The 12,203-nt window shown below is 45.9% G+C and carries 11 protein-coding genes; 9 read left to right on the top strand and 2 right to left on the bottom strand.

The window, feature by feature from the left end; all coding sequences use genetic code 11:
* Nucleotides 1-171: 171 nt before the first annotated feature.
* Nucleotides 172-1,671 carry a CoA-acylating methylmalonate-semialdehyde dehydrogenase gene (locus tag AV939_RS00780; protein WP_061996827.1) on the bottom strand — a complete coding sequence of 500 codons (1,500 nt, stop codon included), beginning with the start codon at nt 1,669-1,671 and terminating at the stop codon, nt 172-174.
* Between the two features lie 45 nt (nt 1,672-1,716).
* Nucleotides 1,717-3,045, bottom strand: a complete 1,329-nt coding sequence (locus tag AV939_RS00775) for an aspartate aminotransferase family protein (RefSeq protein WP_057794815.1) — start codon at nt 3,043-3,045, stop codon at nt 1,717-1,719.
* Between the two features lie 102 nt (nt 3,046-3,147).
* Here AV939_RS00775 and AV939_RS00770 point away from each other — a divergent pair, with 102 nt between their 5' ends.
* The 9 genes from AV939_RS00770 to AV939_RS00730 all read left to right on the top strand — a co-directional run bounded on the left by AV939_RS00770 (nt 3,148) and on the right by AV939_RS00730 (nt 11,816).
* Complete coding sequence (locus AV939_RS00770; RefSeq protein WP_057794817.1) at nt 3,148-4,077, top strand: LysR family transcriptional regulator; 930 nt, start codon at nt 3,148-3,150, stop codon at nt 4,075-4,077.
* A gap of 145 nt (nt 4,078-4,222) precedes the next feature.
* On the top strand, nt 4,223-4,852 hold the full coding sequence (locus AV939_RS00765; protein ID WP_061996825.1) for a TetR family transcriptional regulator C-terminal domain-containing protein: 630 nt from the start codon (nt 4,223-4,225) through the stop codon (nt 4,850-4,852).
* A gap of 329 nt (nt 4,853-5,181) precedes the next feature.
* The gene (cofG, locus tag AV939_RS00760; RefSeq protein WP_061996823.1) at nt 5,182-6,339 is read left to right on the top strand and encodes a 7,8-didemethyl-8-hydroxy-5-deazariboflavin synthase CofG; all 1,158 of its coding nucleotides are present in this window, start codon (nt 5,182-5,184) and stop codon (nt 6,337-6,339) included.
* On the top strand, nt 6,332-7,684 hold the full coding sequence (gene cofH, locus AV939_RS00755) for a 5-amino-6-(D-ribitylamino)uracil--L-tyrosine 4-hydroxyphenyl transferase CofH (protein ID WP_061996821.1): 1,353 nt from the start codon (nt 6,332-6,334) through the stop codon (nt 7,682-7,684). The genes cofG and cofH overlap by 8 nt, the downstream gene beginning before the upstream one ends.
* Nucleotides 7,681-8,637, top strand: a complete 957-nt coding sequence (gene cofD / locus AV939_RS00750; RefSeq protein ID WP_061996819.1) for a 2-phospho-L-lactate transferase — start codon at nt 7,681-7,683, stop codon at nt 8,635-8,637. Before cofH ends, cofD begins: the two co-directional genes overlap by 4 nt.
* Entirely contained in the window at nt 8,630-9,241 is a 612-nt protein-coding gene (gene cofC, locus AV939_RS00745) for a 2-phospho-L-lactate guanylyltransferase (RefSeq protein ID WP_156454611.1), read from the top strand. Before cofD ends, cofC begins: the two co-directional genes overlap by 8 nt.
* 10 nt (nt 9,242-9,251) lie before the next feature.
* Entirely contained in the window at nt 9,252-10,034 is a 783-nt protein-coding gene (gene cofE / locus AV939_RS00740) for a coenzyme F420-0:L-glutamate ligase (RefSeq protein ID WP_061996817.1), read from the top strand.
* Nucleotides 10,031-10,711 (top strand): NADPH-dependent F420 reductase, encoded by a 681-nt coding sequence (npdG, locus tag AV939_RS00735; protein WP_057794830.1) that lies wholly within the window; start codon nt 10,031-10,033, stop codon nt 10,709-10,711. Before cofE ends, npdG begins: the two co-directional genes overlap by 4 nt.
* 103 nt (nt 10,712-10,814) lie before the next feature.
* The gene (locus tag AV939_RS00730) at nt 10,815-11,816 is read left to right on the top strand and encodes a TIGR03842 family LLM class F420-dependent oxidoreductase (RefSeq protein WP_057794832.1); all 1,002 of its coding nucleotides are present in this window, start codon (nt 10,815-10,817) and stop codon (nt 11,814-11,816) included.
* Nucleotides 11,817-12,203: the final 387 nt, after the last annotated feature.

Genomic DNA, 12,203 nt, shown 5'->3' with positions numbered 1-12,203 from the left:
TATTTTTAGGCGCTTAATTAATGCCAATAACACTGTAAAAATTGACCGAATGGTAAATTCTTATATTTTGGACTTTCAACATTTATGCCAGCGCCTGTGCCAGAGAGCGTTGCACCGGTTTTTAATGACCAACAAAGTTCGCTGTCTTAGCGAACTTTGTTGGTTGAGATACTAGTTACTTGGGAAAGAAAATTGACTGCCTTCACGCAAGTTCGTTGACGGCCAGCGTTGTGTAATGGCTTTTCTGCGCGTGTAGAAACGCACTGAATCTGGGCCATACGCATGTAAATCGCCAAACAATGAGCGCTTCCACCCACCAAAACTGTGGTAAGACACAGGCACAGGTAACGGTACGTTCACACCCACCATGCCCACTTGAACCTGATCGATAAAGAAGCGTGCGGCTTCGCCGTCACGGGTGAAGATACAGGTACCATTTCCATATTCGTGCTCGTTAATTAGCTCAAGTGCCGTTTGCATATCGGGGACACGTAACATCACAAGCACGGGGCCAAAGATCTCTTTTTGGTAAATTTCCATGTGAGGTTTTACTTTGTCGAACAAAGTAGCCCCTAAGAAATAGCCATCTTCAAAACCTTCTACACTGAGCTTTCTACCATCACTGACCAAATCAGCTTCTTGGCTAACACCAGAGTCGATGAACCCACTCACTGTATCGAAATGTTGAGCGCTGATTAACGGCCCCATGTCATTGCTATTGTCGTTACCCGCGCCCACTTTTAACGTTTCAATTTGCGCTGACAATCTGTCGCGCAGGGTATCGCCCATTTCATCACCTACTGCAAGCACGACAGATAACGCCATACAGCGTTCGCCACATGATCCAAACGCAGCGCCCATTAGTGCATTCACTACGTTATCTACATCAGCATCTGGCATAACAATGGCGTGGTTTTTCGCACCACCTAAAGCTTGGCAACGCTTTCCGTTGGCACTGGCTTTTTGATAAATAGCTTCGGCAACAGGGGTTGAACCTACAAAGCTTACCGCTTGAATTGTCGGGTCTTCTAACAGTTGGTCAACGGCTGACTTGTCGCCGTTTACCACGTTAAGTACACCCGGTGGTAAACCGGCTTCTGCCGCTAGGGCTGCTATGTACAGCGCGCTGGAAGGGTCTTTTTCGGATGGTTTCAACACAAAGGTGTTGCCACACATGATAGCGCTGGGCCACATCCATAAAGGCACCATGGCCGGAAAGTTAAACGGCGTAATACCTGTCACTACACCTAGCGGCTGGAATTCACTCCAAGCGTCTATACCTGGGCCCACATCTTTGCTGTGTTCGCCTTTAAGTAATTGAGGCATGCCACAAGCAAACTCAACGTTTTCAATACCGCGTTGTAATTCACCTTTCGCATCGTGTAGCACTTTGCCATGCTCTTCACTGATTAATTCACAAATTTTATCGCTGTGTTGCTCTAGCAATACTTTTAAACGAAACATCACTTGTGCACGTTTTGCTGGTGGCGTAGCACGCCATGCTGGGTACGCCGTTTTTGCTGAATCTATCGCTTTTTGCACCAAAGCAGCCGAGGCCATTTCTACTTTTCCGCACACAGCGCCAGTAGAAGGGTTGTGAATATCAATCAAATTTCCATCTTGCGGCGCTACGTGTTCGCCATGAATAAAGTGTCCTACCAATGAAGTCATATCTGTATCTCTTTTTTTGCGTAAGTGGACCAAGACGGTAAAGGGCTATTTGCCCATTAACGTGTCTTGCATCGCGTTAATTAAGGTGTCGATTTCCGTTTTTTCAGTGGTAAACGGAAGGCCTAACTGAATAGTGTCGCCGCCGTAGCGTACGTAAAACCCCTTCTTCCACATGGCGTCAGCGATTTCATAAGGGCGTCGAGCCGGTTCGCCTGGGTAGCTTTCAATGCTGAAGCCTGCGGCAAAGCCGAAGTTTCGAATATCACTAACGAATGGCATGCCTTTTAAGCTATGCACCGCTTCTTCAAAGTAAGGGCTAAGTTCGGCAACGCGGCTGACGAGGTTTTCTTGTTCTAAAATATCAAGGGCAGCCATGGCGGCCGCGCAAGCAACAGGGTGGCCTGAATAGGTGTAACCGTGTGGTAATTCAATGTTGTAATCGGCACCGCCTGCGTTAACTACGGTGTCGTAAATAAATTCACGAGCCAGTACCGCGCCCATAGGAACGGCGCCATTGGTGATTTGCTTGGCCACGTTAATCATATCGGGCACTACATCAAACGCATCGGCCCCGAATAAGCTACCTGTGCGACCAAAGCCGGTAATTACTTCATCGAAAATAAGCAGAATATCGTGCTGGTTACACAATTCACGTAAGCGGCGTAAATAGGCTTTTGGCGGAACAATAACCCCTGCAGAACCACTCATTGGCTCAACAATCACCGCCGCAATATTCGACGCATCATGTAATGCCACCATTTCGATAAGCTCATCAGCAAGCTCTTCACCGTAGTTCGGTGCGCCTTTACAGAATTGATTATTCGGCAGCAAGGTATGTGAAAGGTGATCAGACTCCATGGCTGGCCCCCACATTTTGCGGTTTGCGCCAATGCCGCCAAAACTAATGCCGCCCCAGCTTGCACCGTGGTAGCCTTTCGCTCGGCCGATGATGCGAGTTTTAGTAGGCTGACCTTGCTGGCGCCAATAAGCACGGGCTATTTTGGTTGACGTATCAGCCGCTTCAGAACCTGAGTTAGTGAAAAACACTTTATTGATATCAGCCGGCGCCATGTTGGCTAGCCTGTCAGCTAGCTCAAACGCCAAATTGTGACCGTACTGAAAGGCGGGTGCATAATCTAGTGTTGTTAACTGTTTAGCGACTGCTTCGGCAATTTCAGGGCGATTGTGCCCTGCGCCGCATGTCCATAACCCAGATAATCCATCGAAGATTTTACGACCATTGTCATCAATGAGGTAATTGCCCTGTGCACCGGTAATCATTTTAGGCGATGCTTTAAACTGGCGATTTGCAGTGTAAGGCATCCACAACGCATCCATTTGCGGTTGTGATAGCTTGGAAGCCCACTGGGTCATAATTGTTTTCCTATGGTATTTGTTCACTTGGTCTACTTTACCCAGCCGCATAAGTTCGATAAATTATAAATATTCGAATCTTACTTTCATAAATATGAAACTATGCGCGCAATTCTTGGAAACCTATCAGATACAGACATTCGCTTATTGAGAGTATTCATAGTGGTGGCACAGGCTGGCGGCCTTTCTGCTGCCGAGCTTGAACTCAATATTGGGCGTTCTACCATTAGCCGACATTTGAAAGATTTAGAAACCCGATTAGGTATGGTGCTTTGTCATCGAGGCCGTGGGGGCTTTTCGCTTACCGAAGAAGGAAAGCGTATTTATGAATCTACACAGCGTTTGTTGTTGTCGTTGCAAGACTTTAGAAACGAAGTAAACGACATGCATCGGCATTTGCAGGGCAATGTGGTGGTAGCCATGTTTGATAAAACCGTGTCGAACGATGCATGTAAAGTGAATGAAGCCATATACACCTATCAGCAGCAGGCGCCTAATGTGAATGTAGAAATTCATGTGGTGCCGGTTAATACGATTGAGCAAGGTATATTGGATGGGCGCTATCATATTGGCATTATTCCTACCCATCGCTCTTCCTCAAGCCTAAATTACTTACCCTTGTTTGGTGAGCAGATGCATTTGTATTGCGGACGCAAGCACCCTTTTTACATAGAACTAGGGGATATTTCCCGTGAAGAGATTTGCGACGCCAAGTATGCGGGGCTAAGCTTTCACAGCCCAAATATGGACAAAAGTATGTCTCTGGGGCTTAACAAAATGGCGGTTGCGAACGATCAAGAAGGTATTGCCACACTGATTTCTTCGGGCTGTTATTTAGGCTTCTTGCCTGATCATTATGCAGAGTCTTTCGTAAAAAAAGGCCAGATGCGGGCTATCGAGCCCAATAATTTCGCCTATCATTGTGAATTCGCGGCCATTTATCGTAAGTCACCTAAGCCCACCCGCTTGGTAGAGCTCTTTTTAGAAGCGCTTGCCAAAGAACATGGGAAGGAAGAACCCATTGCTATTTAGCACAGTGACTACCCATTTCTAAGACTTTGAGGCTCTGTTACATGAGCACCTTAAAATGGTTAAAGAAAGCGGTTAAGAAAACAAACAAGAACAACAAGTGGCAACTTTACACAACGCCACATGGAAGCGGTAACAGGACATAAAAATGACAAAACCTACAAAGACGCAGGCCAATCGTGCAAAAACAGAGGCCGGAATTCTGCGCGCCGCAGAAGAAGTATTTGCACAAAAAGGGTTTGCTGGCTCTTCAATGGATGCAGTGGCGCAACAAGCCGGCCTCTCTAAACAACTCATTTTGTATTACTTTCCAGGAAAAGATAAGTTGTACCAAGCCGTACTCGAAAACATGATTGATTTATGGCTTGAGAAAATGCAGTTCAACGATGACCCTGAGGCATCTCCAGCCAGCACAATTAGGCAGTACATTCAGCAAAAAATAGAATTATCTCGTGATTACCCCAATGGTTCGAAAGTATTCGCCCATGAAATCATAAACGGCGCACCGGTACTTAAAACCTATTTGATAGAAAACTTAAAGCCTGCGTTTGAGCGAGACGTAAAAATTATCGAGCGCTGGATAGCCGATGGCCACATTCGCCCAGTCGATCCCAAACATCTGTTTTTTACCATATGGGCTGCCACGCAAACCTATGCCGACTTCTCTACGCAAATTCAGTTGTTGCTAGGTAAACCCGCGTTAGAGCAAGATGATTTTAACGAAGCCACTGAATTTTTATGCAATTTCGTTTTAAGCGCCCTAGATGCACAACACTAGTGCATAAAATTTTATTTACCCTACTTTTTTTGGCGCGCTTCATCGTAAAAGCGCGCCTTTTACTTTCTACTCGCCCTATTCCACCACCGTCAAAGAACAAACATAAGCAACTGTAATAAAACAACTTTAATCATAAAAACCCTATCAATAAAACCTATTAAATACCCTGCCAGCACACCCAACTTGCTCTATTTTGAGACACACTTCGCACCAAAAAAACCTGCAAATAATCTCTTTACCATTTGGTAAAAACCATGGTAAAGATTAAAAAAGCAACAGCCTAAATTGAATATTTAGTGCATTAACCTTACTTGCAGGAGACGCCTATTATGCTATCGCGCCAACACGCCATTGCCCTTGAACATGCTACAGGTGCACAGCTTGATGCACTTTGCGAACAGGCTGCAGGCGTTCGCGATACGCACTGGCCTAATACCCTGACGTACTCACGAAAGATATTTATTCCGCTGACTAACATGTGTCGTGATACCTGTGGTTATTGCACGTTTGTAAAACACCCAGACTCAGGCCAAGCCAATATTTTAAACCCAAATCAGGTGTTGGCTTCTGTATTAAAAGGCCAAGCGCAAGGGTGTAAAGAGGCCTTGTTCAGCTTGGGCGAAAAACCCGAGAAGCGTTATCGCTACGCGAAAGATTGGTTGGCCACATTGGGCCATACCAGCATGGTGGATTACCTAACCGAAGTGTGTGAAATGGTGCTGGATAAAAGTTTAATGATCCCCCATGTGAATGCGGGAACGTTAACCTTTAACGAACTGAAACAGCTAAAAAATGTAAGCGGCAGCATGGGGATGATGCTCGAATGCACCAGCGACCGTTTAATGAAAAAGGGCCAACCCCACTATGCCTGTCCAGACAAGGTACCAGGTATACGCTTAAAGACGTTGGAAGACGCAGGAAAGCTAGATATCCCCTTCACCACCGGCATTCTTATTGGCATTGGTGAAACCTGGGAAGAGCGTGTTGATAGCTTAATGGCCATTAACACCCTGTACCAAGAATATGGCCATATTCAAGAAGTCATCGTTCAAAACTTTCGAGCGAAAGCAGGTACCGCTATGGCCAATGCGCCAGAGCCTACCCTTGATGATATGCGCCGCACTCTGGCCATGGCTCGGTTAATTTTAGACCCAGCAATTTCTCTGCAAGCGCCGCCGAATTTAGCCCAAGAATACCCTCATTACATTGCTGCAGGCATTAACGATTGGGGCGGTATTTCACCGTTAACGAAAGACTTTATTAACCCCGAACGTAGCTGGCCGCAAATTACAGAATTAGCAAATGCATGCGAGCAACAAGGCTATGCATTGCAAGAACGTTTAACCGTATATCCGAAGTACCTACAAGCAGGCGAACGTTACGTTACTAAGGCGCTCCATCAAGCTATGCCGGCTTGGCGCAACGACGGTCTTGCCGTAGAGCAATGTATCGATAACACCACTTTTCAAGGAGTTGCTCATGGGTAACATACTGCAAAATATCACCTCGGTTTCACCTTGCGACTTAACGCCAGCAGGCGACTTCACCTTGCCCTACAGCGATACACCTATTCAAACTAAGCTAAGCCATCTTCGCCCTGCTATTGCCCATATCTTACAGCGAGCTTTAGAAGGCAAAATGCTTAATCACGAAGAAGCGGAAGCCTTGTTTTATTGCCATGGGCCGGAAACCGATGCCCTATTGCACACCGCCGACATTGTGCGCGAACTGCGTACCGGTAATGACGGGTCGTTTGTTATAACTCGTAATATAAATTTCACCAATGTATGCCATATGGGCTGTCAGTTTTGTAATTTCGGGGTGAATAAAAACGCCGGCGATGCAGAGTTTTTGGCCCCTCATCAAGTGGCCGCTAGGGCCAAAGAAGCCCACGCTCGGGGCGCAACTGAAATTTGTGTTCAAGGTGGCCTTCACCCTGACTTACCCGCCAGTTTTTATGGCGACTTACTCGATACGGTGTCATCTACCGTGCCCGATATTCACATTCATGCCTATTCGCCTTTTGAAATTTGGTATGGCGCAATGAAAGGCCGCAAAAGCTACACAGATTTATTAACCGACTTAAAACAACGCGGCTTAGCATCAATGCCTGGTACGGCAGCTGAAATTCTAGATACTGAAGTAAGACGCAAACTAACTAAAAACAAACTTAGCACCGAAAACTGGCTTAAAATCATAGAAACCGCGCACAACGTTGGTTTACCGACAACATCTACCATTATGTATGGGCACATAGATGGGCCATCACACTGGGCCGCTCACCTTATTTTATTGCGCGACATGCAAGCTCGTACTGGCGGCTTTACTGAATTTGTTCCGTTAGGCTTTATACATAACGACAGCCCCCTTTATAAAAATAACCCTAGCGAAGTAAGAACTGGCCCTACTGCCGATGAGCATTTCAAAATGCACGCCATTGCTCGGTTAGTGTTGCAAGGTTACATCGATAACATTCAAGCCTCATGGGTGAAAATGGGGCCAGATATGGCGTCGAAAGTGCTTCGTGCAGGGGCTAACGATTTAGGAGGCACCCTAATGAACGAGAGTATTTCTCGTGCAGCAGGTGCTAGCCACGGTCAAGAAATTGTCCCTCGGGATATGGTGAACTTTATTCAGCGCGCTGGGCTAAGCGCCCATCAACGTAATACTTTGTACGACGTAATTACCCCGTACGGCCGTGACAAAAAGCCTGCTCACCAAGCGGCGCTTGTGGGCTCAGAAACTGCTAGCCCAGCAGCCCCACAAAAAGACAAAACAGTCTTTAGCCCATTTAACACGTCATCTCACATTCCCGTGAAGGTAAGCGCATGAAAAACATTGTGTTACTCGCCGGTGGCGTAGGCGGTGCAAAAGCTGCGAAGGGCCTGTATCAGTCGGCTTACAAAGATAACCTATCCATTATTGGCAACGTAGGTGATGACGACGAATTCCATAATTTATGGGTGTCGCCTGACTTAGATACGCTTACCTACACATTAGCGAACGAAGTGAATCCAGTTACTGGTTGGGGGCTTAAAAACGACAGCTGCCGCATTCTTTCTCGGCTTGCTCAATTTGGTTCAAGCACATGGATGCATTTGGGAGATATGGATATTGCCACCCATATTTTCAGAAGCGCTAAGCGGGCCGAAGGCATGACTATGACGGCGATTACTCGCCAAATTACCACCCGATTAGGTATTACCATACCTTTGCTGCCAGCTACCGACGATACTCTGCAAACTCGTCTTGAAACTGAAAACGGCTGGGTGGATTTTCAGACTTACTTTGTACACCAACGCTGCGAAGCTAACGTAACCAATATTGCGTACGAAGGGGCACATCTTGCTTCTGCTACTCCTGAAGTGTTGGCGGCCATTAGCGCTGCTGACATTATCGTATTTGCCCCTAGCAACCCATTACTTAGCATTGCCCCCATGCTAGCTATACCCCAATTGCGCGATGCGCTATCAGCAAGCAACGCCACCAAAATTGCGGTTTCGCCGCTAATTGGTGGCAAGGCCATAAAAGGCCCTGCTGAAAAGCTACTACAACAAATGAGCTATACACCCGGTAACAAAGGCATTGCTGAATTTTACCAAGATATTAGCGATGTATTGGTCATTGATAATCAAGATGAAGGCGAAACAAACGTTATCGAAAGTTTTGGGTTGCACGCTTATTGCACTTCAACCTTAATGAAATCAGATCAAGAAAAACTAGCACTAATGGAAGAAGTTATTTCGGCGGCCACCACTTATCAATCGGAGGTGCCTTGTGCATAAACTATGCGTTGTTATCCCCATGAAAGATCCTGCGTTCAGCAAGCAGCGTTTGTCACCACATTTGCCTGCCAGCGTACGTAAAGCGTTAGCCATTAAGTTGTTCAAGAAAACCGTTATGTCGTTAAACGGTTCATTTCCACAATGGCAGAAACTGGTAGTAACGCCGTCGCTATACATCGCCGATTTAGCCACCAGCTTAGGCTGCAAAGTAATATTTGAGACCAAAGGCAGCAACTTAAACACAGCCTTAACTCAAGCCACCGAATGGAGTATGTCACAAGGGTTTAGCCATCAACTTATTCTGCCTGCTGATATTGCTCGGTTAGAAGAAAAAGAGCTGAGTTCTATTGCATCATTGGCCTCAGGCGATACATCAGTGGTTATTGGCAGTGCATATGATGGCGGCACTAACGCACTATGCACTACGCCCCCTAACGCCATTGATTTTGCATTTGGCAAATCATCTTCTTATGAGCATCACCAAGCGGCCATTGAAAAAGGCTTAAAGTGCGTGACCGTTCAGCCTAAATATTTAAGTCAAGACATCGACCATCCAGACGATCTTCGTCATGTGAATGACGTTGTCGACTCCTTGATTGCTTGAGGTTTAAAGTATGCGAGCACTTACCATCAATACCATAGAAGGCTTACCGGATATTCGCGAAGGCGACAACCTTGTGGGATTGATAATTGAAAAGCTTACCGCACAGCGACAGGTGTTATGTGAAGGCGATGTACTGGTTATCGCACAAAAAATCATATCGAAAGCGGAAGGCGCGGTTTGCCATGTTGACGATATTACCCCTACCGAAGAAGCCATCGACGTGGCTGAAAAGGTGAATAAAGACCCTCGTAAAGTTACTGTGATTCTGTCTGAATCTACTCGCTTAGTAAAAGTGCATAAACACCCTGCTGCCAATGAGGGGATTATTATTACCGAGCACAGATTAGGCCATATAAGTGCCAATGCCGCGGTGGATGAATCGAATACCGATAATCCAGGCGAACTGATTTTATTACCTAAAGACCCTGATACCAGCGCACGCATTATTGCCGAAAGCTTATGCAAATATTACGGCGCACCAGAGCACAGTATTGGGGTGGTGATAAGCGATACTTTTGGCCGCCCATGGCGTTTAGGCCAAACCAACGTGGCCATTGGCGTAGCGAATGTGCCTGCACTAAACCCACTTTATGGTGAATGTGATGCGTGGGGTCGCCCCCTAAAAGTTACAGCGCCTGCCCTTGCCGATGAACTTGCTGCAGCCTCTGGTTTGCTGATGAGTAAACAAGGTAAGTGCCCCGTTATTTTATTTAAAGGGCTTGAATGGGAAAGCAACCCAGACAGTAAAGCCTCAGACCTGTTAAGACCAACCCAAGAGGATTTATTCGCATGAAGATTGCTATTTTAGGCGGCACTGGCCCGCAAGGTTCGGGGCTAGCGAAACGCTTCGCCCTAGCGGGAATAGACGTAGTTATTGGTTCGCGAGACGGCGAACGGGCAGCAGAAAAAGCTAAAGCACTACAAGAATCCATTGCTGCGGCAAGTACTGCCACTACTGGCACCATCAGTGGCACAGACACTATTGCAGCCACATCGGCAGCAGATGAATTCGTGATTATTTCAGTACCCTGGGCAGCACATCACGCGACCTTAGATCAAATTCGCCCATTACTTCGCGACAAAATTGTTATCGACATTGTCGTGCCGTTGGCTGAAAACAACCCCAAAGCGGTTGCTATGCCACCAGAAGGTTCAGCCACAGAATCTGCTCAAGCATTATTAGGCGATGACTATGCCGTAGTCGGCGCGCTGCATAATGTATCAGCTGTCACCCTTAACAATCTTGAGCAAAGCATTAACTGCGACATTTTGGTGTGCGGTAATCAGCTTGAAGCGAAAAACAAAGTAATAGCATTACTAGATAACTTAGGCGTTCAAAGTTACAACGCTGGCCTAGCTGAAAGTGCCCGTTGTATTGAAGCCATTACCCCTATTTTAATTCGCTTAAACATATCCAAAGCAGTGCCATTTAGTCATGCAGGCATTCGTATTTGCCCACCGGATCATTAATACGGGCAGGTCAAAAACAACGTAAGCCGCTAGTGATTAGCTACTAAATAAATTAAGCAAAAACACGCATTAAACAAAATATAAAGAAACAGAGGAAAAACTCATGGAATTCGGTATCACATTTAAAGGCTTTGTTAGCCCAGATCGTGCCCGTAAATTAGTAAAAATGGCTGAAGAAGCCGGCTTCGATTATTGCTGGTTTTACGATTCACACATCCTTTGGCGCGAGTCGTTCGTGGCAATGGCCATGTGTATGGAGCACACCACCAAAATGCGCTTTGGCCCGTGTGTGACCAACCCTAACGTACGTGACTGGTCTGTAGCGGCAAGCTTATACGCCAGTTTGGCACTGCAAAGTAATGGCCGTTTCGACATTGGTTTAGGTCGTGGTGATTCTTCTATGCGTGTAATGGGTAAAAAGCCTGCGAACCTTGCTCGCTTAACCGAATTCACTCATAAAGTGAAAGCCATGGTGCGCGGTGAAGAAGTGATGTACGGCGAGTGCGAAAAGCCGGTTAAATTCCCGTGGGCTACAGGCTATGAACTGCCAGTTTGGGTGGGCGCTTATGGTCCGAAAGCCTTAGCAGTAGCCGGTGAACATGGCGATGGTGTCATTCTTCAAATTGGCGACCCAGATTTGGTGCAATGGTTTGGTCAACAGTGCCAAGATGCCGGGAACAAAGTTGAGCGCGACATGAGCAACTTCAAAGTTCAAGCCGCTGCACCTGCTTACTTTGGTGACATGGAAACCTGTATTGAAAAAACCAAGTGGTTCCCTGCCATGGTAGGTAATCACGTGGCCGATATTGTTGAAAAATACGGTACAGATTCAGGCTTAGTACCAAAAAGCTTAACCGATTATATTGAACAACGTCGTGGCTACGATTACTCGAAGCATGGTCAAAGCGATAACCCCTACCTAGACTTTATTACTGACGACATCGTCAAAAGCTTCTGTGTGTTAGGTGAAGCTGAAGATCACATTACTAAAATTCAGGCGCTTAAAAACGCTGGAACCACGCAATTTAATATCTATTTAGATAACGGTGATGAAGAAAATATTATCACTCGTTACGGCAAAGAAGTTATCCCTGCTTTCCGCTAAATTTGATGGCTAGCCTAGGGCGAGTTTCACGTAAATTATTGTCATTTAATTTGCGCGTAACTTAGCCCTACGCTATCGCGTTTTCTTATACCCATATCAATAAACCCTTTACCCCAAAACAGCTTTAACGCCCCAAAAACCCTACTTTATTCTTAAAAATCATTAATTTAACAACAATCCGTTCGAATTGGCCAATACCGCCTCATTGTTAATATATTGTAAATTCAGGAAAGTAAGTGCCACTTAGTTTCATAAACATGAAACATGACTTCGACACATGAATATTTACCCCTTGGTAAAACCCCTTTAGTTTCGTTAGAACAAAAGTTAATCAAATAAAAAACAAAAAATACTTCTATGTAGTTTGTAGATGTAACAACAACAAGA

The organism is Alteromonas sp. Mac1 (genome assembly GCF_001562125.1).
Lineage (GTDB): Bacteria > Pseudomonadota > Gammaproteobacteria > Enterobacterales > Alteromonadaceae > Alteromonas > Alteromonas stellipolaris.
The sequence above is the reverse complement of the archived record's forward strand: the minus strand, read 5'-3'. Positions and strand labels throughout refer to the sequence as shown.

Coding starts and splice junctions, on each gene's coding strand:
- AV939_RS00765 (WP_061996825.1), top strand. CDS start 4,223: ATGACAAAACCTACAAAGACGCAGGCCAATCGTGCAAAAACAGAGGCC.
- AV939_RS00730 (WP_057794832.1), top strand. CDS start 10,815: ATGGAATTCGGTATCACATTTAAAGGCTTTGTTAGCCCAGATCGTGCC.
- AV939_RS00775 (WP_057794815.1), bottom strand. CDS start 3,045: ATGACCCAGTGGGCTTCCAAGCTATCACAACCGCAAATGGATGCGTTG.
- cofE (WP_061996817.1), top strand. CDS start 9,252: ATGCGAGCACTTACCATCAATACCATAGAAGGCTTACCGGATATTCGC.
- AV939_RS00770 (WP_057794817.1), top strand. CDS start 3,148: ATGCGCGCAATTCTTGGAAACCTATCAGATACAGACATTCGCTTATTG.
- cofG (WP_061996823.1), top strand. CDS start 5,182: ATGCTATCGCGCCAACACGCCATTGCCCTTGAACATGCTACAGGTGCA.
- AV939_RS00780 (WP_061996827.1), bottom strand. CDS start 1,671: ATGACTTCATTGGTAGGACACTTTATTCATGGCGAACACGTAGCGCCG.
- npdG (WP_057794830.1), top strand. CDS start 10,031: ATGAAGATTGCTATTTTAGGCGGCACTGGCCCGCAAGGTTCGGGGCTA.
- cofH (WP_061996821.1), top strand. CDS start 6,332: ATGGGTAACATACTGCAAAATATCACCTCGGTTTCACCTTGCGACTTA.
- cofD (WP_061996819.1), top strand. CDS start 7,681: ATGAAAAACATTGTGTTACTCGCCGGTGGCGTAGGCGGTGCAAAAGCT.